The following is a 25,747-nucleotide window of genomic DNA, read 5'->3' as shown; positions in this document are numbered from 1 at the left end:
TATTGAATTAGGCGCCAGGTTCAACTCAATATTAACTACTTAAGTTGTTATTTCAATGAAGCAAGCGCCTCATTAAATATCTCTGAAGGCCTCATAACCTCACGCACTTTATCAACATCTGGCTTGTAATAACCACCAATGTCTACTGCATGCCACTGCTCTGTAGTTAATGTACCAACAATTTTCTCTTCATTCTCAGTTAGTGATGCTGCTAATGGCTGAAAATGAGCTTGTAAGGCTTCATCTTCTGTCTGTTCAGCAAGTGCCTGTGCCCAATACAACGCAAGGTAAAAGTGACTACCACGGTTATCAAGCTCCCCCGTTTTACGTGACGGCGATTTGCCAGTATCGAGTAATTTAGCCGTTGCTTCATCTAATGTTTTTGCCAACACAGCTGCCTTCGCATTGTCATCTGATATCGCTGTATGCTCAAGTGAGGCGCACAGAGCTAAAAACTCACCTAGCGAATCCCAACGTAAATGATTTTCTTCTATCAATTGTTTAACATGCTTAGGCGCTGAACCACCTGCACCCGTTTCAAATAAACCACCGCCTGCCATAAGCGGCACGATAGACAACATCTTTGCACTCGTCCCTAACTCAAGAATCGGAAATAGATCGGTTAAGTAATCACGCAAAATATTACCCGTCACAGAAATTGTATCTTTACCACGTAAAATACGCTCAAGTGTGTAACGCATCGCCCTTGTTTGCGACTTAATTTTAATATCTACGCCGGTTAGATCATGATCTTTAAGGTATTTTTCAACTTTTTTAATCAATTCATTTTCGTGCGGACGGTACTTATCTAACCAAAAAACAGCCGGCGTATTTGATAAACGTGCGCGCTTCACAGCCAATTTCACCCAGTCTTGAATAGGTGCATCTTTAACTTGGCACATTCTCCATATATCACCTTCTTCAACATCCATTTCAAGTAAGACATTGCCTTCTTCATCAACAATACGGGTGCTGCCATCCGCCTTCATCTCAAAGGTTTTATCATGGGAACCATATTCTTCAGCTTTTTGAGCCATTAGGCCAACATTAGGGACTGTTCCCATTGTGGTTGGGTCAAACTCACCATGCGTTTTACAAAAATTGATTATTTCTTGATAAATTCGAGCGAAAGTACTCTCCGGCATCACTGCTTTCGTGTCTTTCATTTTACCGTCAGGGCCCCACATTTTGCCGCCTGCGCGAATCATTGCAGGCATTGATGCATCAACAATCACCTCATTAGGCGTATGTAGGTTAGAAATCCCTTTAGCGGAATCCACCATAGCAAGCTCTGGGCGCTTTTCGTAACAGGCATGCATATCACTAAGAATTTCTTCTTTAATCGATGCAGGTAGCTTCTCAATATGTTCATAAACACTGCTCAAACCATCATTAGGGTTAACACCTAATTCATCAAACAGCTTGCCATGTTTTTCAAACAAGTCTTTGTAATACACTTTTACCGCGTGTCCAAAAACAATAGGATGAGACACTTTCATCATGGTCGCTTTTACATGAAATGAAAACATCACACCGGTTTCTTTCGCGTCGTTCATTTCATCTTCTAGATACGCACACAATTGCTTCTTGCTCATAAACATACTGTCTATGATTTCACCTTCTTGTAGCGCTAAACCCTTCTTTAATACGGTGACCTCACCATTCTTAGCAACAAATTCAATGTTCACCTTGCATGCTTTGTCCAGCGTTAAGCTTTTCTCACTAGAATAAAAGTCACCTGAGCGCATATGAGAAACGTGTGTTCTAGACGCCTGACTCCACTTACCCATAGAGTGTGGGTTTTTCTTGGCATATTCTTTAACTGCCTTAGGTGCGCGACGATCAGAGTTACCCTCGCGTAGTACCGGGTTAACCGCACTTCCTAACACTTTACCGTACTTTTGTTGAAGAGCTTTTTCCTCATCAGTTTGAGGATCTTCTGGATAATTTGGAATATCAAAACCCTTTCCCTGCAACTCATTAATAATTGCTTTTAACTGAGGAACCGATGCACTGATATTCGGCAATTTGATAATGTTCGTCTCGGGATTTTGCGTTAAACGTCCTAATTCAGACAATGCATCAGGGACCTTTTGATCATCAGGTAGCTGATCAGCAAACGTAGCAAGCACTCTAGACGCTAACGAGATATCACTCACCTCAACGTCAATGCCAGCTGCTCCTGCGAACGCTTCAACAATAGGAAGAAATGAAGCAGTCGCTAATAAAGGCGCTTCATCCGTTAACGTATAAATAATTTTGGACTTTTTGACAGTCATTCTCTCTCCGTGCATTGATAGGGTAATTTAAAGATGCCTGATTATACGACATTTTAAAGCCCTTCTAACTGTTTAGAGCACGAAAATTCAGCAATGACTAGATGAGTGTATTCCAGCTAGTTTGAACTTAATGCAAAACATCATCATCAAAAACCGCTTAGCTTTCGTATTGTAATTGAAATACGAGTAACCTTTTAGAGACACCGTTGTGTTTTAATTCCGACATGGAGGCTGAGAGCGGAATCGAACCGCTGTACACGGCTTTGCAGGCCGCTGCATAACCACTCTGCCACTCAGCCAGAGAGGACTTTATTGATAAAACCGTGGTGGTATCACGGCTTAAAATTTGGAGCGGGAAACGAGATTCGAACTCGCGACCCCAACCTTGGCAAGGTTGTGCTCTACCACTGAGCTATTCCCGCTTTGAGGCCGTGTATTCTATCTTTCGTAGCAACTCTGTCAAGTCAGAATCCCTACTATTTTCTAAATTGGGGTAAAGCAAGCTGAATATATTGCCACATTGACCAAAGCGTCAGCACTACAGAGATATAAATCAACACCACTCCTAACATCCGAACCGGAATCCCATAAAGGTCTGCGTTAAATAACAAACACACAATCGAAACCATTTGGAACCCTGTTTTATACTTTCCAATCCATGAAACCTTTACAACAGAGCGTTGCCCAACCTCTGCCATCCACTCACGTAATGATGCCACTGAAATTTCACGGCCTATAATGATGGCGACTGGTATTGCGATATAAATAGCTGGATCGGCTTGCACAATAAGCACCAATACAACCACCACCATTAACTTATCAGCCACAGGGTCGAGAAACTCACCAAACGCGGTCTGCAAATTCAACTTTCTGGCTAAAAACCCATCAAACCAATCTGTGATGGATGCCACTATAAATATTAGCGCACACCACAATCTAGGCTCTTCAATTGGCAAGTAAAAAATCACCATTATTACCGGTATAGAGGCAATACGGAATAAGGTCAAAATGGTTGGAATATTAAGAATCATTCAACTAAAAAGTATTGATGTAGCCACATATAGTACCACTTTATCCAGCTGGTCCGTCATGATAGAAGTTATACACTCTTTGCGCTAATGATTTACTGATCCCCTCAACCGTACAAAGGTCTTCCACCCCAGCAGATTGAATTTCACGCAAGCCTCCAAACTGTTTAAGTAATTGGCGTCTACGTTTCGGACCTAAGCCATCAATTTGCTCTAGGGTCGACTTTTTCTTCTCTTTACCACGCTGTTGACGATGGCCACTAATAGCGAAACGGTGCGCCTCGTCTCTAATTTGCTGAACAACCAATAAGGCCGGTTCATCTGCTGGAAAAATTAGCACCTTACCGTCCTTTGCACGATAAATTTTTTCCATCCCAACTTTTCTATCACTACCTTTTGAGATGCCGATAACAAACACTTCAGGGCTATCAATATCGCTTAGTGCTTTTAAAACAGCATTAACTTGGCCTTTCCCACCATCAATTATCAGCAAATCGGGCACTACATGTTCATTTTTTTTGGCACGAAGGAAGCGACGTGATACTGCCTGAGACAGTGCAGCATAGTCATCACCCGGCGTAACTCCGGTGATATTAAAGCGACGATAATCTGATTTCAAAGGGCCCTCTTCATTTAAAACAACACATGAAGCAACGGTTTGATCCCCCTGCAGATGACTAATATCAAAACATTCCATACGCGCAATACCTTTCTCAACGCCTAATAGCATTGATAATTTACTGAGTCTATCCCTTGTATTTTCTCTACTTTCTAGGCGCTGAGTTAAGGCCGTTATAGCGTTACTTTTCGCCATCTTCAGCCAACGCGCCCTTTCCCCTCTGGGGTTAGTAACTAGACTTACTTTCCTCTCTGCTTTCTCATTGAATACTTGTTGGATTAATTCTGCTTCAAGCAAGGCATGACTCAAAATAACCGCCTTAGGTAATTTTTTATCTAAATAAAACTGCAGCAAGAAAGCATTTAACACCTCTTGCTCTGTTTTTCCCTGCGGAATTTTAGGATAAAACGTACGATTGCCTAAATGTTGACCTTTTCGTATGAAAAACACTTGAACACAAGCAACATGCTGCTGTATTTCACACGCAACCACGTCAAGGTCCCCATCATTACCACTAACATATTGGCGCTCCATCACCTTTCTTAACTGAGCAATTTGATCACGGAATTGAGCTGCTTTTTCGAAATTCAACTCATTTGCTGCACTTTCCATTTTCTTAACTAGATCACTGATTAGTTTGCTATTTTTGCCCTCAAGAAATAACACCGTGTGAGCCACATCATCATGATAATCTTGCTGGCTAATAAGGCCAACGCAAGGGGCTGTGCAACGTTTAATTTGATGCTGTAGGCACGGTCTAGACCTATTTTTAAAAAAACTGTCATCACATTGCCTAACGGGGAAAAGTTTCTGCAAGACGTGTAAGCTGTCGCGAACCGCGCCTGCACTGGGGTAGGGACCAAAATACTGCCCTTGCTTTTTTTTAGCACCCCGATGGAATGTAAGTTTGGGAAACTCTTGATGTGTTGATAAATAAATATAAGGGTAACTTTTATCATCCCTTAAACAAATATTATATCTAGGCTTCAATTTTTTGATGAGTTGATTTTCTAACAGCAGCGCCTCACCTTCAGTATGCGTAACAACTATCTCGATCTGTTGCACATGAGACAACATCATTTTTTTCTTAGCGTCTTTATCTGTTTTATTAAAGTAACTCGACACCCTTTTTTTTAGGTTTTTCGCTTTACCTACATAAATACAAATACCACGATGATCGAGCATTTGATAAACACCCGGTTTTTGGGTCAATGTTTTTAGAAAATGCTCGCTATCAAAAGTCGTTAATTTGTCCTTACCTTCCATAACAATCAGTTTACTTATTTATTCAACTTAAGGGCAGCCATATTCATTTTAAATTAACCCTACAGGGTATTTTTATACTAAATGAACAGCCAAAAAAAAACCTCGTAAACGAGGTTTTTTCTTTTAGCTATTAACTGCTTATTTCTTTTTACTGGCTTTAGCAGGCATCACACTTTTGAACAGCCCTTCTTGCATTTCTTTAAAAACTTCCATATTTCTATTTGCTAATGAGGTCATCATTGCAAAAGGATCAGCTGCTTGCTCCAGTTTGCTCCTTACCTTGGCTCTTTGCTCGGCGATTAACTTCACCGAGTTTTCAAGGTAACTTGCAAAATTATGTTGAAATGGATCACCATAAAAACGAATCAATTGCTCTAACATTTCAGCACTCATTATCGGCTCACCATCCTCTTCTTGCTCAAGAATGATTTGCAATAATACGCTTCGAGTTAAATCTTCTTTTGATTTCGCATCAACAACTTTAACAGGTTCCCGTTCAATAATAAGCTGACGCACATCATTAAGCGTTACATACTTACTAATCTCCGTGTCATACAAACGACGATTAGGGTACTTTTTTATGATTCGAGAATTAGCCATAGTTATTAACCGTGAACTGATGAGTCGTTAATCTATTTCCTTCATGCTTAATCTAACACGTCCTTGGCGATCAACCTCAAGAACTTTCACATTAACAACATCACCTTCAGAAAGCTTGTCACTAACCTTCTCAACACGCTCTTCAGAAATTTGTGAAATATGTACAAGGCCATCTTTGCCTGGCAAGATCGATACAAATGCACCAAAGTCCATTAAACGAACAACTTTACCTTCGTAAATTTTGCCCACTTCAACTTCTGCAGTAATATCTTCTATGCGTTTTAACGCTTTTTCGCCAGCTTCACGATCAACCGAAGCAACTTTTACGATGCCTTCATCAGTAATATCAATAGATGCGCCTGTTTCTTCGGTAATTGCCCGAATAGTGACACCACCTTTACCAATAACATCGCGAATTTTTGCTGGGTCAATCTTAAGTGTAAGGATGCGCGGAGCAAAATCAGACATCTCTTCGCGTGCTTGTGAAAGATCAGAATTCATTTTTTCTAAGATATGCAAGCGGCCTGCCTTTGCTTGCTCCAACGCATTAGACATGATTTCATGCGTAATCCCTTGGATTTTGATATCCATTTGAAGTGCAGTCACACCAGAGTCTGTACCAGAGACTTTAAAGTCCATATCACCTAAGTGATCTTCATCGCCCAAAATGTCAGACAAGACCGCAAATTCATCACCTTCTTTGATAAGGCCCATCGCGATACCAGCTACAGGTGATTTAATCGGCACACCTGCATCCATTAGCGCCAAACTGGTACCACATGTGCTCGCCATTGAGCTTGAACCATTTGATTCTGTCACTTCGGCTACAACACGTAGTACATAAGAGAAATCTTCTTGGCTTGGTAGAACCGCTTGAATACCACGTTTTGCTAAACGACCATGGCCAATTTCACGTCTTTTTGGTGAGCCAACAAAGCCTGTTTCACCAACACAATATGGAGGGAAGTTATAGTGCAACATGAAGTGATCACGGTACTCACCTTCTACTGCATCAATCATTTGTGCATCGCGGTCTGTGCCTAACGTTGCAACAACTAATGCCTGCGTTTCACCGCGAGTAAATAGTGCCGAACCGTGTGCACGAGGTAAAACCCCTGTACGCACATGGATAGGACGAACAGTTGACAAATCACGTCCATCAATACGTTTTTTAGTCGACAGTACTAACTCACGGACATGTTTCTTTTCTAGAGAAGAGAAGATTTCTTTTACTTCTTCAGGGTCTTCGTCTTCAAGTTGGGCTAATACACTTGTACGTAGCTCTTGTAATTTAACTTGACGATCAAGTTTAACAAGAATCGTATACGCATCTGCAATGCCAGCTGTTGCAAGATCAGCCACTTTTTCAAGTAACGTTTGATCTTTTTCGGGTGCAACCCATTCCATACGTGGCTTACCCACCTGTTCAGCTAGCTCATTAATGGCCTGAATAGCCGCCTGCATTTGTTCGTGGCCAAAGGTCACGGCGCCCAACATAATATCTTCAGGCAAACAATCAGCTTCTGATTCAACCATTAAAACAGCATCTTCAGTACCTGCAACAACTAAATCTAATTTAGACTCAGCCAAAGCATTTTTTGATGGGTTTAATGCATATTCACCATTTATATAACCTACTCGTGCAGCACCAATTGGACCTTCAAACGGTAGACCTGAAATAGCCAATGCAGCTGATGCACCTAATAAGGCAGGAATATCTGGATCAACTTCTGGGTTTAGTGAAATAACAGTCGCAATAACCTGAGTTTCGTTTTTGTATCCTTTTGGAAACAGTGGACGAATAGGACGGTCGATAAGACGAGAAGTTAGAGTTTCTTTCTCACTTGGTCGCCCTTCTCTCTTAAAAAAACCACCCGGTATTTTACCTGCAGCATATGTTTTTTCTTGATAGTTTACGGTAAGCGGAAAGAATGAATTATTTTCTCCCCCTTCACGTTTACCTACTGCTGTTACTAAAACAATCGTACCATCTATTTCTACTAGTACTGCTCCGTCTGCTTGACGTGCAATCTCACCTGTTTCAAAAGATACAGTCTGATGACCGAATTGAAACTCTTTTTTTACTGAATTCACTATTTATGCCTACCTATTATTTATCTTTTACTTTCTCAATCCTAAACGCGCAATCAATGCACGGTAACGTTCTACGTCTTTGCCTTTTAAATAGTCTAATAACTTACGGCGACGGTTAATAATTCTTAATAAACCTTGACGTGAATGGTGATCTTTTTTGTTCTCAGAAAAATGCGGTGTCAAATGATTGATTCTCCCCGTTAACAAAGCAACTTGAACCTCTGGAGATCCTGTATCACCTTCTGATAACGCATATTCTTTAACAATTTCTTGCTTTTGTTCTGTACCGAACGACATATTTCTTACTCCACTTTCTATTATATTAATCTTAAGTAACAGTTCATTGTACTCTTCGTAATGTATGCTAACAAGCTTTAAGACAAATGCTTAAGCAAGCTTATTATGCAAAAATCCTGATAGGCGCCAAATAGTTACCCTCACTCCACTTACCAAGGCCAAAAATATTTCCCTTTGGGTCATTTAAACGAATAATAGGGGAATTTTCTAGACCGTCGACGTATATTTGCCGACCCAAACATAAATCACTCACCGCTTTATCATTACAGTTGATGATAGGGTATTGTTGAAGCGCCAAATCTAGACTATTCAACTGGCAATCTAAACTAGCCAAATCACCTTTATCAGCCTCTAATTGCTCTATGGTAACCGCATCATTAAGGTCAAACGGACCAGTTTTAAGGCGCCTTAAAAAGGTCACGTGAGCCCCACACCCTAACTGCTTACCAATATCTTCTGCCAAAGTGCGAACATACGTACCTTTAGTACACGACACTTCAAACGTTAGGGTTTCTTCGGATTGTGACAGCAAGCTCAATGAATTAATCGTCACCTCACGAGCTGGCCGCGGCACTACCTGCCCTGCGCGTGCTATGTCATACAACCGCCGACCGTTATGTTTAAGCGCCGAATACATTGGAGGGATTTGTTTAATCTTTCCGCTAAATGTTTCCAAGATTAAATTGAGATCATTTTTATTTATAGATGGCACAGGGCGCTCGGCTAGGACCTCACCCTCAACATCACCTGTAGTGGTGGTTTGCCCCAACCTCATTGTAAATTGATAGGTTTTATCTGATGCCAATAAATATTGCGACACTTTTGTTGCATGGCCTAAGCATATCGGAAGTACACCAGATGCAAGCGGGTCTAAACTGCCGGTATGCCCTACTTTTTTTGCACCATATAGACGTTTAATAATTTGAACGGCGCGACTGGATGAAATATGAAGTGGCTTGTCTAAAATTAGAATACCGCTGATATCACGGCCTTTCTTTTTTCGTTCTGACACTCGTTATTTCTCGTTATCTGGGTTTGTTGCTTTCAGCAGCGCATCCATTTTAATACCTTGTTCGATAGACTCATCTAGAAAAAAACGTAATTCTGGCACCATCCGCATGCGCATCCGCTTTGAAACGATACCGTGGATGTAGTTTGACGCACGATTTAAAGCCGCAACACTAGACTGCTTATCTTCTGCTTCTTGCGTTGTTAACACGCTGACAAAAACTTTGGCGACCGCTAAATCTTTCGTGACTTCAACATCACTAACTGTGACAAAGCCAACGTCAGGGTCTCTCAGGTCACGCTGAATAATTTCAGCCAACTCTCGTTGAAGTTGGCGTGAAACTCGTTGGAAACGTAAAAACTCTCTAGGCATTAATCACTGCTTATAATTTGCGTTTAACTTCTATGCGCTCAAAAACTTCAATTTGATCGCCATCTTGTACGTCATTGTAGTTTTTCACACCAATACCACATTCCATACCCGACTTAACTTCCTGAACATCATCTTTAAAGCGCCTTAATGACTCAAGCTGTCCTTCATAGATAACAACATTGTCACGTAACACACGAATAGGTAAATCCCTCTTAACGTAACCTTCTGTCACCATACAGCCTGCAATTGCGCCTAATTTAGGTGATTTAAATACGTCTCGTACGTTTGCAATCCCCACAATTTGCTCTTTAATGTCTGGAGCTAATAGGCCTGACAACGCATCACGTACATCATCAATCACATCATAAATAATACTGTAATAACGAACCGATACACCTCGGTTTTCAATCATACGCCTTGCACTTGCATCGGCACGTGTATTGAAGCCGATAATTAGCGCATCTGACGCAGCAGCAAGGTTAACATCACTTTCATTAATACCGCCAACACCTGCGGCCACAATTGAAACCTTCACTTCATCTGTTGAAAGATTTGTTAGTGATGATTTAAGTGCCTCTAAACTGCCATGTACATCTGTTTTAAGTAGTACATTAAGTGTAGCGCTATCCCCATCTTCCATTTGTGAGAATGCTTGCTCTAGTTTCGCTGCTTGCTGTTTTGCTTGCCTTGCTTGTTTCGATTTATTTTGGCGGAATTCCGCAATTTCACGTGCTTTTCGCTCGCTTGGTGCAGCATATACTTCAACGCCAGCTTCAGTTGCACTTGAAAGACCCAGCACTTCAACGGGTACCGCTGGCGTTGCTGATTTCACTGCTTTAGCATGTTCATCAAACATCGCCTTAACTCGACCATGCGCTTCACCGGCAACTAGATAGTCCCCCATATTCAAGGTGCCTTTTTGCACAAGAATAGTTGCCACTGGGCCTCGGCCTTTATCTAGTCGTGACTCAATTACAACGCCTGTAGCCGCCACATCAACTGGTGCAGACAACTCTAATAATTCAGCTTGTAGCGCAATTGCTTCAAGTAACTCATCAACACCGTCGCCTTTTAATGCTGAAATATTAACAAATTGCGTATCACCACCCCAATCTTCAGGTGTCACCTCAAGTTGAGACAACTCATTCCTTACTCGATCAGGCTGCGCCCCTTCTTTATCCATCTTATTAACAGCAACAATCATCGGGACACCCGCTGCTCGCGCATGCTCAACGGCTTCTTTTGTTTGCGGCATCACTCCATCATCGGCAGCAACCACTAAAATAACTAAATCGGTTATTTGCGCACCCCGTGCACGCATTGCAGTAAACGCGGCATGCCCAGGTGTATCAATGAAAGTCACCATGCTATCGCCTTGTTTAACTCGATAAGCACCAATATGCTGAGTAATACCACCTGATTCACCCGCTGCTACACGACTTTCGCGAATATAATCTAATAGCGATGTTTTACCATGATCTACGTGCCCCATAATCGTCACGACTGGGCCACGCGGCTCTTCTTTACCGTCTTTTTCTATGACATCTGCTAATAACTCAGCTTGGATGTCTTCATCGCTGCGTAAAACAACCTTATGGCCCATTTCTTCAACGACAATTACCGCTGTTTCCTGGTCTAATGGTTGATTGATGGTAGCCATAGTGCCTAATCCCATCAATGTTTTAATAACTTCTCCTGCTTTCACATTCATACGCTGAGCAAGGTCAGAGACAATAATGCTTTCAGGAATTTCTACACTATAAACAATACTTTTTGTTGGTACTTCAAAACCGTGCTTACCATCGGATTCTAGTCGTATATCACGTGTCTTACCGCCACCTTTCTTTTTATTTCGACGTGGTTTCTTGTCTACGTGCAAGATGCCTCCACCGAACTTAGAGCCCGCCTTCTTCTTGTCTGTCTTGCGGCCCAGTTCTTTTGCTTTTTTAGCGTCAGCTTCTGCCTTCACTCTGGCCATAATCTCAGGTGAAGCTATTTTAATCTTAGGCTCCTCAACTGGCTCACTTTTTGGTTCTGGTTCTGGCTGCGGCTCTGGTTTTTGCTTTGCTTCTAACTCAGCACGCTTAGCCGCCTCTTCTGCTTCAGCCGCTGCTTTTTTTGCAGCTTCTTTAGCTTGTTCAGCTTCTAAAATTGCTTTTTCTTCAGCTAACTTAGCCTGTTTTTCAGCTTCAATTTTATCTAAGGCTTCTTGTTTTTTGCTGGCTCTTTCTTGTTCTTTTTCACGAGCGGCACCTTGTTCCTGCACTAAGTCTTGATGTGCTTGGGCCGCTCTTTTTGCTTCTTCAAGTTCATCAGAACTCAAACCCGTCGCAATTTCTTCAGCGGAGCGTCCAAGTGTTTTCTTTTTTCTAACCTCGATACTAACCGAACTTGCGCCACGGCCTTTTGCTTGCTTCAGCTCTGTGACGGTAGTTTTACGTTTAAGAGTCATCTTTTTTGGTGCGGAGATGTCTTTTTTAGCTTTCCCGTGACTCTCACGAAGATATGTGAGTAATTTTACTTTATCGTCTTCACTAAGCGTTGAGGTTATTGTCTTACCTTTTACACCAGCATCTTTTAGTTGCTCCACTAGCTTTTCAGCGGAGGTACCAACTACTTTTGCTAAATGTTGAACTGTAATATCTGCCATACTTCTTTCTCCAGAGAGTTTATTGCTTACTCAGCGAACCAAGGTTCACGTGCTTTCATAATTAATGTTGTCGCACGCTCTTCATCAATACTTGCTATTTCGAGTAGTTCATCGGTTGCTAAATTAGCTAAATCTTCCATTGTGACAATTTCTTTGCTCGCTAATTTAAAGGCTAACTCACGATCCATCCCTTCCATATTAAGAAGGTCTTTGGCTGGCTCATGTTCTTCTAAGACTTCTTCAGAAGCAATTGCTTTTATTAAGTAAGCATCCTTAGCACGTTGTTGCAGCTCTTCAGCAATATCTTCATCAAATTCTTCAATATCAGTTAGATCATCTAAATCTGCGAAATTTATTTCTTCAATTGAGGTGTAACCCTCTTGCACTAAAATGAGTGCAACATCTTCATCAACATCAAGATCAAGCATTAATTGTTGAGCATAACCATCTGCTTCTGATGAATTTTGCTCATCTGCTTGCGTCTCGCTCATCACATTAAGCTTCCAGCCAGTTAACTCACTTGCCAAACGAACATTTTGTCCACCTCGACCAATTGCCTGCGAGAGACTATCGTCTTTAACTGACACATCCATGCTGTGCTTATCTTCGTCCACGACAATCGCAACCACTTCAGCTGGCGACATCGCATTAATCACGAACTGCGCTTCGTTTTCATCCCAAAGAATAATATCTACACGTTCACCTGCCAGTTCATTTGATACTGCTTGAACTCGTGAACCACGCATCCCAACACAGGCACCCACAGGGTCTAGACGTTGGTCTCGTGTACGAACGGCTATTTTTGCTCTTGAACCTGGGTCACGCGCAGCCCCCAAAATTTCAATTAAACCGTCTCCTACTTCAGGCACTTCTAGTTTAAAAAGCGCTGTTAGTAATTCTGGTGCGCTTCTTGAAACCGTCAGCTGCGGACCACGTGTTACTTCTTCTACTGACTTTAAGTAACCACGAATCCTATCGCCTGTTCTAACGGGCTCCCTTGGAATCATTTCTTCACGTGGAATAATGGCATCCGCTGTCCCTTCTAGGTCTACAAACACATTACCACGCTCAATACGCTTAATAACGCCTGTGACCAGCTCGCCCACTTTATCTTTATAAAGTTCGTATACTTTTCTTCGTTCAGCTTCTCTAACTTTTTGAACAATCACTTGCTTTGCAGCCTGCGCACCAATTCGGCCAAAGTCAGCCGACTCAATTGGCTCTTCTATAAAGCTACCCACTTCTAAAGTTGGGTCTTTTTTCTGTGCATCTTCCAGTAGGATTTGAGCATCTGGGTTTTCTAAACCATTTTCAAACTCAGGGTCAGCTTCAACAACCTCCCATTGACGGAAAGATTCATAATCCCCACTCACGCGATCAATAGCTACACGCACTGCAATGTCGTCACGGTATAGTTTTTTCGTTGCCATCTCTAAAGCAGCTTCAATTGCTTCAAAAAGAACACTACGATCAATTTCTTTTTCGTTAGAAACAACGTCTACAACCATTAAAATTTCTTTATTAGCCATCTTTAACCCTGAAATATTTTTTAATAATTAACTACTAGCCTAGCTTTCTTTATGAGAGAAAACGGAATTTCTATTTCCTCGTCATCAACATGTAAGTGCACTGTCTCACCTTTCACTTCTAGAATTTCGCCTGTAAACCGACGTTGCCCTTCAAGTGTTGATTGACGCAACTCCAATTTGACTGTTGATCCTTTAAAGCGTTCAAAATGAGCCAACTCAAACAATGGACGCTCCAAACCAGGCGATGAAACTTCAAGCCTGTATTGTCCTGTTATTGGGTCTTCAACATCCATAATACCGCTAATTTGATGACTCACTTTAGAACAGTCATCCACCATAATTCCTTTTTCCGAATCGATATAAACCAATAAAGTCGCCGCCTTACCTTGCCCGGTAAACTCCGCACCAACAAACTCATAACCAAGTCCAGTAACTGCGGGCCTAATCAACTCTAATATTTTAGCGGGTGCTTGATTCATCTCTATCCATCACGTACAAAAAAAGGGCCAAAGCCCCATTCAACACTTTAATTTTTGCCTTAAATCTTTAGTCTTATTTAGATTCATAAGGGGCCAAACAAAAATACCCCAAATGGGGTACCGTATATTCATTGGTAGCGGGGGCAGGATTTGAACCTACGACCTTCGGGTTATGAGCCCGACGAGCTACCAAACTGCTCCACCCCGCGTCCATTTAAGAGAAGAATAATACTGGATTTAGCTTTCTTTTACAATCACTATTAACGTTTTATTTACTGTTTTTAATTCTTCGTTTTAAAGCAAGCCTGTTAATACGTATAAACAGCCGGCAGACATCAGCCCTGCCAATAGATCATCGACCATAATGCCGAGGCCACCTTTTACTTTTGTATCTAACCAATTAATGGGCCAGGGTTTCGCAATATCAAATAGACGGAATAAAACAAACCCCAGTATTACGTTTTGCCAACTAAACGCCACCCAATACATTGTTAGTAAATAACCAGCAATTTCATCCCAGACAATACCACCATGATCATGCACACCAATATCATCCGCCGCCTTACCACATATCCACACACCTGAAACAACGACCAATATCAACGCCGCTGCATAACCATTTTCAAAAAACTTGATTAGTACATAATAAAATGGAATCGCCACTAATGTTCCCATCGTGCCGGGTGCTTTTTTAGATAACCCAGAACCAAACCCAAAAGCCAACATTTGCACAGGGTTAGCTAATAATTGTTTAAATGACGGGGTTTTATCAGCTCGCAAAATGATCGTACCCCTTATTAAGCGTAAATATTTTTCCGTTTTTCACTTCGACTCTCAAGCCCCCCTCTTTCTCAATAACACCAATTTTTGTAATGTCATACTTATGTAATTTACTTAATTCATCAGCATTTAGGTTCGAGGGTAATGTAAAGCATAACTCATAATCATCACCTGTCGAATAAGGCCATAAATCGTCACTCAGCTTACTAGCATGTTGGCGAACGGACTCAGTCACAGGTAAGCACTCATCCCATACGCTTGCCCCAACACCGCTTGCTTTAAGTAGGTGACTCAAGTCTGCAGACAAGCCATCTGAAACATCAATACAAGATGTCGCTACATTGAGCAGCTCGCGCCCTAAGGCCACTTGAGGGTTTGGCTTTAAATATGAACACAGTTCTGCGTCCATCATGTTGAGATAACCTTGGCGGGCTTTTTCTAAGCCTAAGCCGGCGCTACCAATATGACCGGACACATAAACATCGTCACCAACGTTTGCGCCTGAACGCATCAATCGTTGCTGTTTAGGTAATAGACCCATCACATTCACTGTAATAGAAAGGGGGCCTCGAGTAGTATCACCGCCTATTAACTGTAACGAATATCGCTCAGCCAATTCAAAAAAACCTTTTGCAAACGATGCAAGCCAAGCTTTATCTATAGCTGGTAGTGTAATCGCTAACGAGGCCCATGCTGGGGATGCCCCCATCGCGGCTAAATCACTTAGGTTAACAGCCAGCACTTTATGCCCTAACAATTCTGGTTCACTATTCGCTAAGAAATGTACATTTTCAACCAGCGTATCCGTGCTAACAGCTATTTGTTTATGGCTAGGCACATCGATTACAGCGCAATCATCCCCGATACCTAGCACTAAGGATTCGTTAGGGCCACCTGCTCTTGAGGCAAAGAACTCTTCAATAATCGAAAACTCGGGGGACGACATCTTGCAAGGTTAACCGGTTTTTTTCTTGCCTTTTGATTTTGCGTTTATTTCAACGGCTCGACTTTTTTGCGCTAATTTGTCCATGATGCTATTTACATAAGCATGACTTTTTTCAGAACCAAATTTTTTCGCCAAGTTTATCGACTCATTAATAGCCACTCGGTACGGTACTTCTGGCTTGTAAAATAGCTCATATGCACCCAAGCGTAAAACAGCCTTTTCAATGGGATCAATCTTTTCTAAATTTCGCGTAGTGAACTCACTAATTGCTTCGTCTAACTCACCCAGTTTATCAACGACACCGATCAATAGGTGCTCAAAATAGGCTGTTTGATATTTAGGCGTTTCTGAATCTTCTTCAAATTGTTTACAAATTTCATTAAGGTTTTGACCCGTAATTTGCCACTGATACAAAGCTTGTAACGCGACTAATCTTGCATTGCTTTTTGGTGAACTCATTCGGCGTCTATCACCTTAAGCACATTAACCATTTCAATGGCCGCAAGGGCCGCTTCTGCCCCTTTATTTCCAGCCTTTGTGCCCGCACGTTCTATCGCTTGCTCGATAGAGTCAACTGTTAACACACCAAACGTAACAGGGATATTCGCTTGCAATGACACAGTGGCTAGGCCTTTGGTGACCTCGGCTGAAACATATTCAAAATGTGGCGTACCACCGCGAATAACCGCGCCCAAACCAATGATTGCATCGTATTTTTGCTTCGCTGCTAGACGTTGCGCTGCCAAGGGCATTTCAAATGCGCCAGGTACTTTGACAATATCAATGTTTTTAATATCCGCACCATGTCGAACTAATGTATCAATTGCACCGCCTTCTAGTTGGTCAACAATGAAACTATTAAAACGCCCCACCAATAAGCAGAAACGTGCATCACGCACGACCATATTCCCTTCTATTACCTTTGCATCTGACATATAAAACCCTTGTTATGTGTACGTATAAACTTAAATTTAAAGAACCATTTGTATCGTTCGAAAAGCGCTTAAGCTGCTGCACTCTTCATTTATCAGCAACTTAATCTAATGGCACATGCTCAACAATCTCAATATCAAAACCAGTCAGTCCTGAATATTTCGTTGGCGTACCAAGCAATTTTAAGTTTTTAATACCGAGCGCTGTTAAAATTTGACAACCTACACCCACTTCTCTTGAGTCAACCAAGGGTTGTGGCGCCAAATTAGACACCCCTTTTTCTTTTAATTCTTGCTCGTGAATAAACTCAACAATCGATTGATTATCTTCTTTATTACGAATTAAAATCAACGCACCTCGCCCTTCAGCAACAATCTTTTGCATCGCACTTGGCAAGGGGTAATGATCACTCTCTTTCGCGTGTAATAAGTCGGCTAATGTGCTTTTTGCATTAATTCGAACCATTACTGGCTCATCTGTGTTGACATCACCATACGTTAAGGCCAAATGCAGCTTATTATCTATTTCATCTTGAAAAGCATGAAGTCTGAAATCACCGTATTTAGTCGGATAATGGCAACTACTGACAAGCTCTATCGTTTTTTCATTTTGTATACGGTAATGAATTAAGTCGGCAATCGTCCCCATTTTTAATTCATGTTTTTCAGCAAAAACGCTCAAATCTGCTCGTCTTGCCATCGTGCCATCATCATTTAATATTTCCACAATAACAGCAGCAGGCTCTGCACCTGCCAGACGCGCAAGGTCACAGCCAGCTTCAGTATGCCCTGTACGATTTAAAACCCCACCCGGTTGCGCCATCAGCGGGAAAATATGCCCCGGCTGAACAACATCGGTTGGCTTTGCAGTTGGATTAACCGCGGCTAAAATAGTTTTTGCACGATCAGCCGCTGAAATACCGGTAGTTACGCCTTCGGCCGCTTCAATTGACACCGTGAAATTGGTTGAGTAGGCTGCTTGATTATCATTAACCATTAACGGCAACCTTAATTGCTGGCAACGCTCACGCGTTAACGTTAAGCAAATCAAACCGCGGCCATAACTCGCCATAAAGTTAATGTCTTGCGGGCGCACATGCTCAGCAATCATTAGCAAGTCACCTTCATTTTCACGATCTTCATCGTCCATTATGATGACAATTTTGCCTTGCTTTAGGTCATCAATAATTTCTTGAGTCGTATTCATAAGTATTTTTAGTTGGTCAGTGGCACGTATTGTAGCCGATTCAACTCAGTTTCTTTTCAGATTATTTAACAAAGCCACTGCTTTCAAGTAATTTTTTATAATCGACTGGTGACGAGTCCTGCGCATCCCCCATCATTAAGCGCTCTAAGTAACGCGCAATAACGTCTACTTCAAGATTCACTGAATCGCCAATTGTTCGCTGGCCTAATGTTGTCATCTCTAACGTGTGCGGCACAATATTAACGGAAAACGAAGAATCATCCACGCTATTCACCGTTAAGCTAATACCATCAATACAAATGGAGCCTTTTTGCGCAACATAACGAGCTAATTGTTTAGGCATACTAAAACGAAAACGAACTGAACGTGCATCGGTTTTGCGCTCAAGCACCTGTCCAACCCCATCAACGTGGCCACTAACCATATGTCCACCTAAGCGAGTGTGTGCTTGTAACGCACATTCTAAATTAACCGCCGTACCGACTGTTAGTGCCTCCATCGTTGTTGCCGATAATGTTTCATTTGAAACATCCGCAACAAACTGGCCTGCCGCCAATTCAATGGCCGTTAAACAGACACCATTAACAGCAATACTGTCACCAAGCTGTGCATCACTCAAATCTAAATGAGCTGTAGCAACCGTCAAGCGCACATCACCTTGCTGTTGCTCAATACGCTTAATTTCACCGACTGCTTCGATAATTCCAGTAAACATTTAGCCTTCCCTTTTAACCCGATAAGTTAATTTAATATCGCTATCAAGCTCATGCATACCCACATAGTGTAGTTGAACTCTATCTGACAACGTTGACACTTGAGGCATAGAAAAAGCACCTCTTGCATCCGACCCTAAGGCACTTGGCGCCATATAAATGATTAACTCATCAATAATACCTGCTTGCAACAGTGCACCATTTAACAATGCACCGGCTTCAACCATTACACTATTAATATCCTGCGACCTTAACCACTCATGAACGGCGTATAAATCAACTTGTCCCTGAGCATCGGCAGCAATCACCTGCACAGTACAGCCAGCTTGCTGTAAAGCCGTCATAGCGTCTTGATTATTACTACAGGTTAAAATAGTGACCTTAACGTTCGACTTAAAAATACGAGCATTCACTGGGGTTTTTAACTGCGAATCTAGAATAACTCGATGCGGTTGCTCTACCGCTATATGCTCCAAACCATCTCTCGCTGTTAACTGGGGGTCATCAGCAAGGATTGTTCCTACCCCTGTTAAGACAATATCACTTTCAGCACGTAGCTGATGTACATCCTTTCTCGCCGCTGCTCCTGTTATCCATTGGCTTTCGCCCGATGCCATCGCTGTTTTACCGTCCAGACTCATTGCCACTTTACTAAAAATATACGGCTGGCCTGTAGTCATCCTATGATAGAACGCTTGATTTAGCGCTATTGCTTGCTCTTCAAACAAGCCAACAGCCACCTCAATACCTGCAGCCTGAAGTTTAGCAACACCTTGCCCGGACACAATAGGATTAGGGTCTTGCATAGCAATAACCACGCGAGATACCCCCGCGTTAATTAAACCATCAGCACACGGTGGTGTTCTGCCATGGTGGCTGCAAGGCTCTAATGTCACATACGCAGTTGCACCTTTCGCTGCTGCAGCAGCACTCTGTAACGCATATACTTCAGCATGTGGTTCGCCAGCTTTTTTATGCCAACCTTCAGCAATAACGCGCCCCTCGTCAACAATAACACAGCCGACACAAGGGTTTGGTTTTGTGCTGTACCTACCAAGCGCCGCCAGTTCTAGCGCTCGGTTCATATGGCGTTGATCATCAGACGTAAACGTCATAGCATCATATTATTTTTTGCTAACAACGGCTGATAACATCAGCTGTTCGCTTTTATCTTCTTTTTCAAGCTCATCAATTACTTTTCTAAATTCATTGATGTCTTCAAAACTTTTATACACAGACGCGAAACGAACATAAGCAACATGGTCTAGGTTTCCTAGTTCTTCCATCACCAGCTCACCAATTTTCATCGAGGGGACTTCGCGCTCGCCCAGTGACAGCAAGCTTTTTTTGATGCGACTCAAAGCAGCATCAATATCTTCGCTGCTAACAGGCCGTTTCTCTAACGCACGCAATACCCCGACACTAAGCTTTTCTTCCCAAAAGGGCTCGCGAACACCATTACTCTTCACTACCCTCGGCAGATTCAGCTCGGCTGTCTCAAAGGTGGTAAACCGCTCTTTACATGCTTGGCATTCACGACGCCTACGCACACTATCCCCTTCACCCGCTAAGCGCGAGTCAATAACACGTGTATCACTGTCATTACAAAAGGGGCATTGCATATGGCTTAAACCTTAATCTGCGTAAACAGGTAAACGTAAACAAATGGCCAATACTTTTTCCTTAACCGCTTGTTGAACGCTTTCGTTTTCAATGTCATCAAGAATGTCACACATCCAACCAGCAAGGTCTTTGCTGTCTTGTTCGCTAAAGCCGCGTGTTGTAATTGCTGGCGCACCTAAACGAATACCACTGGTCACAAAGGGTGACTGAGGGTCATTCGGTACAGAGTTTTTATTAGTCGTGATGTTCGCCGCTTCTAGGGCTGCTTCAGCTGCTTTACCGGTTAAGCCTTTGTCGATTAAATCAACCAAGAACAAGTGATTGTCTGTACCACCTGACACGATGTTATAACCACGTGCGATAAAGGTATCGGCCATCGCACTAGCATTTACTTTAACTTGTTTTTGGTAAGCTTTAAATTCAGGTGACAACGCTTCTTTAAAGGCCACTGCTTTCGCTGCAATCACATGCATCAGTGGGCCGCCTTGAGTACCTGGAAAGACCATTGAGTTTAATTTTTTCTCAATCTCAGGATTGGATTTGGCCAAAATTAAACCACCACGTGGGCCACGTAATGTTTTATGTGTGGTTGATGTAGTAACATCAGCAATCCCTACTGGGCTTGGGTATTCACCCGCCGCCACTAAACCGGCAACATGCGCCATATCTACAAATAAATACGCACCAACAGAATCCGCAATATCACGGAATTTTTGCCAGTCCATTACACGAGAATACGCAGAAAAACCGGCTACAATCATTTTAGGTTTATGTTCGTTTGCCAGTGCTTGAATTTCTTCATAATCTACCTCGCCGGTTACTTCATTTAAGCCGTATTGAACGGCATTAAATATTTTGCCCGAGAAGTTTACTTTAGCTCCATGCGTGAGGTGCCCACCGTGTGCCAAACTCATCCCTAAAATGGTATCGCCTGCTTGTAAAAGTGCGAAATAAACTGCTGCATTGGCTTGTGAGCCCGCATGAGGTTGCACATTGGCATAATCTGCACCAAACAACTCTTTAACACGGTCAATAGCTAACTGCTCAGCAATATCCACATACTCACAACCACCATAATAGCGTTTACCTGGATAGCCTTCTGCATACTTATTAGTCAACATAGAACCCTGCGCCTGCATCACACGAGGACTCGCGTAGTTTTCAGATGCGATCAGCTCAATATGGTCTTCTTGGCGTTGCTCTTCTTGTTGAATAGACGCCCAAAGTTCGTCATCAAATCCTTCAATGGTCATGCGCTTGTTGTACATTTAGTTTCCTCGTGCCGTTTCCAACGTCGTTAATTAAATAAAAAAGCGAATTCTACATCATATTGTGGTTACAAGGCTATTTTTAGCAGAAAGCACACAAGAACTTTGAAAAACCAACACCAATTGGCATCCTAAAGCCTGATCAACGCATGCTCAAGTTCTTTAATGTATATTATTAACATCATAAACTACCGGACCAATGTTGTATGAGAACGGCCTACATCACGCATGCTGATTTAATTAAACATGACATGGGGGATGGACACCCAGAAAGGTCAAGTCGCCTATATGCCATTCAAGATCAATTAAAACACCAACAGCTTTGGGACCTTTTAGAGCATATTGAGGCGCCAAATGTCGAGCAAGCCGCTTTATTGCGAGTTCATAGCCAGCAACACCTTGAATATATAGTTGATAACGCCCCTGGCAGCGGGCAAGCGCTCTTTCAAATCACCCCTGATACGCTAATGAACGAACATAGCCTAGACGCTGCGCTAAAAGCTGCAGGCGCAGGCACCACTGCGGTTGACCTTATTATGGACAAGCAAATAGAAAATGCTTTTTGTGCTGTTCGGCCACCGGGGCACCATGCGGAAAGGTCCAAATCAATGGGCTTTTGTTTTTTCAACAATATTGCTGTTGCGGCTGCACACGCTCTTGAAAAACACACACTAGATCGTATTGCCATTGTTGACTTTGATGTCCACCAAGGTAATGGCACACAGGAAATTTTTGAGGCAGATGATCGCGTGCTATTTTGCTCAAGCTATGAGCACCCTCTGTTTCCATTTTCTAATCGCCCGAGCATCCCCAACAAGCTCATTAACACGCCTTTAAAGTCAGGCTCAACAGGGGCAGAGTTCCGCGCTCAGGTACAACAACATTGGTTACCCGCCTTACATGCTTTTAAACCACAGTTTATTTTTATATCGGCCGGCTTTGATGCACACTGGGAAGATGATATCGCGACCCTGTGTTTTCAAGATCAAGACTTTGCTTGGGTAACACAGGAAATCATAGCGATTGCACGGCGCTACTCGCACAATCGCATTGTTTCTGTACTCGAAGGCGGTTACGCACTAAAAGCATTGGGACGTAGTGCCGAACAACACATACGTGCTCTAATGCAATTGAGCTAAATCAACTGTTTGACGCTTCGCGATTTAATAACAGCTTCACCGTCACCACCCCGGGTTCATTATGCTGACTTTGCATCGTAAAGCCGGCTCTTTTACACAGATCTAGCATGACTTTGTTTTCTGCCAACACTGAACCATACACCTCCTTAAGCCCTCTTGATTCGGCGTAATGAATAATCCTCTTCAACAATAACGTACCCAAGCCTTGTCGGCCAACGACATGATTAACAATTAAAGAAAACTCGGCCCTTGGTTCAAATGCCTCTAATATTAAGCGCACCACGGCGTACAGCTTCCAGTTTTTTTGTGTTCTTGGGTCCGTTATAACCAACGCCATTTCACGGTCATAATCAATTTGCGAAAAACGTGCTGCCATGGGGTGACTCATCGTCTTTATTGCATTAAAAAATCTAAACCGTATCTCTTCTTTGGTTAACTGATTAAAGTTTTCTATCAGCGCCGGTTCATCCTCTGGTCTCACCGGTCTCAATTCGTAGGTTTTACCGGACGCAAGCGTTATTTTCTCTTCAAGATCATGTGGGTAAGGGTGTATAGCCAGCCTGTTCGTCTTCACCTCACTTTTTATAGAAATACGTATGCGGGCATCGAGCGCAACAACACCCTGACTATTAACCAGCAACGGATTAACATCCAACTCAACTAAGCGATCAAAATCCACAACTAATTGAGAGAGTTTAATCAGTGTTAACAAAAGCGCATCCATATCAACAGCTTCTCGATCACGATAACCTTTTAGCAGATGATAAATATTCGTCCTCGCCACCATATCTTTTGCTAACTTAAGGTTCAATGGAGGCAAGGCTAGCGCTTTATCGTTATACACTTCAACCGCTGTACCCCCCTGACCAAACATTAAAACCGGACCAAATGTTGGGTCATTTAACACACCTAAGATCACCTCATGCGCATCTTTATAATTAGCCATATTTTGAACAAAAAAGCCTTCTATTTGCGCATCTGGCCGACGATGTTGAACCGTATTTTGAATATCCAGTACGGCTTGTTTTACCGCTGCCTCACTCGCCAAGTTCAGCGCAACGCCTTGAACATCTGATTTATGAAGAATATCGGGAGAAAATATTTTTACCGCCACTGGGTACCCAAGCTCTGTCGCAAAACTGACAGCCTCTTCGGCTGTCGTAGCCAGGCGTGTTGTTACCGTCGGAATACCATAGGCTGCCAACACCTGCTTTGCTTCCATTTCATTAAGCCATTCGCGCTTTTTCGCTACCGCTTTGTCAACAATAGACTGTGCTGCCTTAACGTCAAACTCTAAATCTTCTGTCAGCGCGGGCGGTGTTTCCATCAAAATTTTCTGGTTTTGACGATAATGTACTAAATACATAAATGAATTAACCGCCGATTCAGGCGTTGCATAACTCGGAATACCTCGCTCAGCAAACAAGGAACGACTTGCTTCGGCGGTTGCACTACCCACCCAACTGGTGAGCACACATTTTTTACCTGTTGCAGCAATATCAGCCACAACCTTCGCTATATCAATGCTTGATGAAACAGCCGTCGGACAATTCAAGACCAATATCGCACCAATATTTTCATCCTCTTGAAGAACACCCAAGGCGGCAGCATAACGGTCTGGTCCAGCATCACCAATAATGTCGATAGGGTTTGCACCCGACCATGTTTTTGGCAACACCTTATCAAGCTTTTGTTTGCTGACATCTGACAGCTGCGCTAACACCCCACCTGATTGAACCAATGCGTCTGTTGCCAATACACCCATACCACCACCATTTGTCAAAATGGCTAAGCCACTCTTATCCAGTGGTTTAACCGATGTCAGTGATGCAGCAGCATAAAAAAGCTCACTCATCCCATTGACCCTAAGTAATCCTGAACGATCAAAAACAGCTTGATAGACATCGTCAGAACCTGCCATTGCCCCCGTATGAGACGCTACTGCTTTACTGCCCGCATCTGAGCGGCCCACTTTCAGCACAACAATCGGCTTCGTCCTAGAGGCGGCCCTTGCTGCTGAAATAAAGCGCCTCGCATGCTGAACCGATTCCATGTAAATAACAATAGCTTCCGTTTCTGAGTCCATTGACATTGCATCTAAGACCTCTCCAAATGTAATATCAGCCATATCCCCCAGCGACACTAGATGAGAAAAACCGATACCGCGACCACATGCCCAGTCAATAATCGAGGTTAACATGGCGCCTGATTGAGAAATGACACCAATCTTTCCTTTGTTAGGCATTAAATGGCTAAAACTCGCATTTAATTTGTTAATCGGTGAGATAACCCCTAAACAATTCGGCCCTATAATTCTCACATTATATTGACGCGCCTCTTTCAACATTTGCGCCTCAAGATCTTTACCACCGGTGCCATTGCCTTCAGAAAACCCAGCGGTAATGACAACAACACTTCTTGTCCCTTTTTGCCCTAGTTCAGCAATTAACCCCGGTACAGTCTTAGGTGGTGAAACAATAACCGCTAAATCCGCTGCAGATTCAAGTTCATCTACCGAGGCACTACAAGGAAGGTCGAGTACACGTTTATACTTAGGGTTAACAATACTGATATTGCCTTTCGCCATACCGCCAGACAATAAGTTTTGAACAATGATCTTACCGAGTGAGCCATCACGTGAACTGGCGCCGATAACAACAATTGTTTGAGGAGCAATAAAGCTCGACATTCTGTTTTCAGTCATGTTCCTTCCTTAAAATAAAATTATTTGTGCAATGCAATATAATAAGATTGTAATACGCATTTATCTAATTTATAAGAAAAAACCACCTATATCGCTACCTAATCTGATATTTACGCCTATAACGCCATCCAATCATTGTATAAAATATCTATCAATAACTATGCGCGCCAACTCGCCATTAAACGAGCCGCGCCATAAACGATTAATACACGT

At 42.5% G+C, this 25,747-nt stretch carries 22 protein-coding genes and 3 tRNA genes; 1 reads left to right on the top strand and 24 read right to left on the bottom strand.

The genetic code is table 11. The features are described 5' to 3' along the window. Positions 1-47: 47 nt before the first annotated feature. From CPC19_RS05005 to glyA, 23 genes are all read right to left on the bottom strand, one after another. On the bottom strand, positions 48-2,279 hold the full coding sequence (locus CPC19_RS05005; RefSeq protein ID WP_015006375.1) for an NADP-dependent isocitrate dehydrogenase: 2,232 nt from the start codon (positions 2,277-2,279) through the stop codon (positions 48-50). Positions 2,280-2,504: 225 nt separating this feature from the next. Continuing rightward, positions 2,505-2,578: transfer RNA gene (locus CPC19_RS05000), tRNA-Cys, on the bottom strand. A 48-nt stretch (positions 2,579-2,626) separates the two neighbouring features. Beyond that, a tRNA-Gly gene (locus tag CPC19_RS04995) sits at positions 2,627-2,701 on the bottom strand. A 54-nt stretch (positions 2,702-2,755) separates the two neighbouring features. After that, positions 2,756-3,310: a CDP-diacylglycerol--glycerol-3-phosphate 3-phosphatidyltransferase gene (gene pgsA, locus CPC19_RS04990; RefSeq protein WP_015006376.1), complete on the bottom strand. Its 555-nt coding sequence runs from the start codon at positions 3,308-3,310 to the stop codon at positions 2,756-2,758. 40 nt (positions 3,311-3,350) lie between these two features. Next, the gene (uvrC, locus tag CPC19_RS04985; protein WP_016389998.1) at positions 3,351-5,192 is read right to left on the bottom strand and encodes an excinuclease ABC subunit UvrC; all 1,842 of its coding nucleotides are present in this window, start codon (positions 5,190-5,192) and stop codon (positions 3,351-3,353) included. A gap of 138 nt (positions 5,193-5,330) precedes the next feature. Beyond that, entirely contained in the window at positions 5,331-5,792 is a 462-nt protein-coding gene (phaR, locus tag CPC19_RS04980) for a polyhydroxyalkanoate synthesis repressor PhaR (RefSeq protein WP_015006378.1), read from the bottom strand. A 27-nt stretch (positions 5,793-5,819) separates the two neighbouring features. Further along, entirely contained in the window at positions 5,820-7,886 is a 2,067-nt protein-coding gene (gene pnp / locus CPC19_RS04975; protein WP_015006379.1) for a polyribonucleotide nucleotidyltransferase, read from the bottom strand. A gap of 27 nt (positions 7,887-7,913) precedes the next feature. Next, on the bottom strand, positions 7,914-8,183 hold the full coding sequence (gene rpsO, locus CPC19_RS04970; RefSeq protein ID WP_015006380.1) for a 30S ribosomal protein S15: 270 nt from the start codon (positions 8,181-8,183) through the stop codon (positions 7,914-7,916). Between the two features lie 103 nt (positions 8,184-8,286). Then, positions 8,287-9,195 (bottom strand): tRNA pseudouridine(55) synthase TruB, encoded by a 909-nt coding sequence (gene truB, locus CPC19_RS04965; RefSeq protein ID WP_016389997.1) that lies wholly within the window; start codon positions 9,193-9,195, stop codon positions 8,287-8,289. A gap of 3 nt (positions 9,196-9,198) precedes the next feature. Continuing rightward, the gene (gene rbfA, locus CPC19_RS04960; RefSeq protein WP_015006382.1) at positions 9,199-9,564 is read right to left on the bottom strand and encodes a 30S ribosome-binding factor RbfA; all 366 of its coding nucleotides are present in this window, start codon (positions 9,562-9,564) and stop codon (positions 9,199-9,201) included. Positions 9,565-9,574: 10 nt separating this feature from the next. Further along, the gene (gene infB / locus CPC19_RS04955; RefSeq protein WP_015006383.1) at positions 9,575-12,214 is read right to left on the bottom strand and encodes a translation initiation factor IF-2; all 2,640 of its coding nucleotides are present in this window, start codon (positions 12,212-12,214) and stop codon (positions 9,575-9,577) included. A gap of 26 nt (positions 12,215-12,240) precedes the next feature. After that, entirely contained in the window at positions 12,241-13,743 is a 1,503-nt protein-coding gene (nusA, locus tag CPC19_RS04950; protein ID WP_015006384.1) for a transcription termination factor NusA, read from the bottom strand. 20 nt (positions 13,744-13,763) lie between these two features. Next, positions 13,764-14,222, bottom strand: a complete 459-nt coding sequence (gene rimP / locus CPC19_RS04945) for a ribosome maturation factor RimP (protein ID WP_015006385.1) — start codon at positions 14,220-14,222, stop codon at positions 13,764-13,766. Positions 14,223-14,354: 132 nt separating this feature from the next. After that, a tRNA-Met gene (locus CPC19_RS04940) sits at positions 14,355-14,431 on the bottom strand. Between the two features lie 85 nt (positions 14,432-14,516). Then, a complete protein-coding gene (locus tag CPC19_RS04935) occupies positions 14,517-15,002 on the bottom strand; it encodes a phosphatidylglycerophosphatase A (RefSeq protein ID WP_015006386.1) in 486 nt (161 codons plus the stop codon). Beyond that, entirely contained in the window at positions 14,992-15,948 is a 957-nt protein-coding gene (gene thiL, locus CPC19_RS04930) for a thiamine-phosphate kinase (RefSeq protein WP_016389996.1), read from the bottom strand. Before thiL ends, CPC19_RS04935 begins: the two co-directional genes overlap by 11 nt. 9 nt (positions 15,949-15,957) lie before the next feature. Further along, positions 15,958-16,407, bottom strand: coding sequence for a transcription antitermination factor NusB (gene nusB, locus CPC19_RS04925; RefSeq protein WP_015006388.1), 450 nt, complete (start codon positions 16,405-16,407; stop codon positions 15,958-15,960). Continuing rightward, entirely contained in the window at positions 16,404-16,883 is a 480-nt protein-coding gene (gene ribE / locus CPC19_RS04920; RefSeq protein ID WP_016389995.1) for a 6,7-dimethyl-8-ribityllumazine synthase, read from the bottom strand. Before ribE ends, nusB begins: the two co-directional genes overlap by 4 nt. A gap of 100 nt (positions 16,884-16,983) precedes the next feature. Next, entirely contained in the window at positions 16,984-18,087 is a 1,104-nt protein-coding gene (ribBA, locus tag CPC19_RS04915; protein WP_015006390.1) for a bifunctional 3,4-dihydroxy-2-butanone-4-phosphate synthase/GTP cyclohydrolase II, read from the bottom strand. A 61-nt stretch (positions 18,088-18,148) separates the two neighbouring features. Then, the gene (locus tag CPC19_RS04910) at positions 18,149-18,802 is read right to left on the bottom strand and encodes a riboflavin synthase (RefSeq protein ID WP_016389994.1); all 654 of its coding nucleotides are present in this window, start codon (positions 18,800-18,802) and stop codon (positions 18,149-18,151) included. Then, on the bottom strand, positions 18,803-19,915 hold the full coding sequence (ribD, locus tag CPC19_RS04905; RefSeq protein ID WP_016389993.1) for a bifunctional diaminohydroxyphosphoribosylaminopyrimidine deaminase/5-amino-6-(5-phosphoribosylamino)uracil reductase RibD: 1,113 nt from the start codon (positions 19,913-19,915) through the stop codon (positions 18,803-18,805). A gap of 9 nt (positions 19,916-19,924) precedes the next feature. Further along, positions 19,925-20,422 (bottom strand): transcriptional regulator NrdR, encoded by a 498-nt coding sequence (gene nrdR / locus CPC19_RS04900; RefSeq protein ID WP_015006393.1) that lies wholly within the window; start codon positions 20,420-20,422, stop codon positions 19,925-19,927. 12 nt (positions 20,423-20,434) lie between these two features. Next, positions 20,435-21,691, bottom strand: a complete 1,257-nt coding sequence (gene glyA, locus CPC19_RS04895) for a serine hydroxymethyltransferase (protein ID WP_015006394.1) — start codon at positions 21,689-21,691, stop codon at positions 20,435-20,437. Between the two features lie 206 nt (positions 21,692-21,897). Here glyA and CPC19_RS04890 point away from each other — a divergent pair, with 206 nt between their 5' ends. Next, a complete protein-coding gene (locus CPC19_RS04890) occupies positions 21,898-22,830 on the top strand; it encodes a histone deacetylase family protein (protein ID WP_016389992.1) in 933 nt (310 codons plus the stop codon). Position 22,831: 1 nt separating this feature from the next. On the opposite strand, the gene CPC19_RS04885 is transcribed toward CPC19_RS04890, so the two are convergent. Beyond that, positions 22,832-25,534 (bottom strand): bifunctional acetate--CoA ligase family protein/GNAT family N-acetyltransferase, encoded by a 2,703-nt coding sequence (locus tag CPC19_RS04885; RefSeq protein WP_016389991.1) that lies wholly within the window; start codon positions 25,532-25,534, stop codon positions 22,832-22,834. Positions 25,535-25,747: the final 213 nt, after the last annotated feature.

Origin of the sequence: Cycloclasticus sp. PY97N (assembly GCF_002443175.1) — a bacterium.
GTDB lineage: Bacteria > Pseudomonadota > Gammaproteobacteria > Methylococcales > Cycloclasticaceae > Cycloclasticus > Cycloclasticus pugetii.
This window is presented reverse-complemented; position numbering and strand designations above follow the sequence as displayed.

Excerpts from the sequence above, each read along its gene's own strand:
- uvrC (WP_016389998.1), bottom strand. The coding sequence starts at position 5,192 with ATGGAAGGTAAGGACAAATTAACGACTTTTGATAGCGAGCATTTTCTA.
- CPC19_RS04890 (WP_016389992.1), top strand. The coding sequence starts at position 21,898 with ATGAGAACGGCCTACATCACGCATGCTGATTTAATTAAACATGACATG.
- CPC19_RS04910 (WP_016389994.1), bottom strand. The coding sequence starts at position 18,802 with ATGTTTACTGGAATTATCGAAGCAGTCGGTGAAATTAAGCGTATTGAG.
- ribD (WP_016389993.1), bottom strand. The coding sequence starts at position 19,915 with ATGACGTTTACGTCTGATGATCAACGCCATATGAACCGAGCGCTAGAA.
- nusA (WP_015006384.1), bottom strand. The coding sequence starts at position 13,743 with ATGGCTAATAAAGAAATTTTAATGGTTGTAGACGTTGTTTCTAACGAA.
- ribE (WP_016389995.1), bottom strand. The coding sequence starts at position 16,883 with ATGTCAGATGCAAAGGTAATAGAAGGGAATATGGTCGTGCGTGATGCA.
- nusB (WP_015006388.1), bottom strand. The coding sequence starts at position 16,407 with ATGAGTTCACCAAAAAGCAATGCAAGATTAGTCGCGTTACAAGCTTTG.
- pgsA (WP_015006376.1), bottom strand. The coding sequence starts at position 3,310 with ATGATTCTTAATATTCCAACCATTTTGACCTTATTCCGTATTGCCTCT.
- ribBA (WP_015006390.1), bottom strand. The coding sequence starts at position 18,087 with ATGAATACGACTCAAGAAATTATTGATGACCTAAAGCAAGGCAAAATT.
- CPC19_RS05005 (WP_015006375.1), bottom strand. The coding sequence starts at position 2,279 with ATGACTGTCAAAAAGTCCAAAATTATTTATACGTTAACGGATGAAGCG.
- infB (WP_015006383.1), bottom strand. The coding sequence starts at position 12,214 with ATGGCAGATATTACAGTTCAACATTTAGCAAAAGTAGTTGGTACCTCC.
- nrdR (WP_015006393.1), bottom strand. The coding sequence starts at position 20,422 with ATGCAATGCCCCTTTTGTAATGACAGTGATACACGTGTTATTGACTCG.
- glyA (WP_015006394.1), bottom strand. The coding sequence starts at position 21,691 with ATGTACAACAAGCGCATGACCATTGAAGGATTTGATGACGAACTTTGG.
- rbfA (WP_015006382.1), bottom strand. The coding sequence starts at position 9,564 with ATGCCTAGAGAGTTTTTACGTTTCCAACGAGTTTCACGCCAACTTCAA.
- rimP (WP_015006385.1), bottom strand. The coding sequence starts at position 14,222 with ATGAATCAAGCACCCGCTAAAATATTAGAGTTGATTAGGCCCGCAGTT.
- phaR (WP_015006378.1), bottom strand. The coding sequence starts at position 5,792 with ATGGCTAATTCTCGAATCATAAAAAAGTACCCTAATCGTCGTTTGTAT.
- thiL (WP_016389996.1), bottom strand. The coding sequence starts at position 15,948 with ATGTCGTCCCCCGAGTTTTCGATTATTGAAGAGTTCTTTGCCTCAAGA.
- CPC19_RS04885 (WP_016389991.1), bottom strand. The coding sequence starts at position 25,534 with ATGACTGAAAACAGAATGTCGAGCTTTATTGCTCCTCAAACAATTGTT.
- rpsO (WP_015006380.1), bottom strand. The coding sequence starts at position 8,183 with ATGTCGTTCGGTACAGAACAAAAGCAAGAAATTGTTAAAGAATATGCG.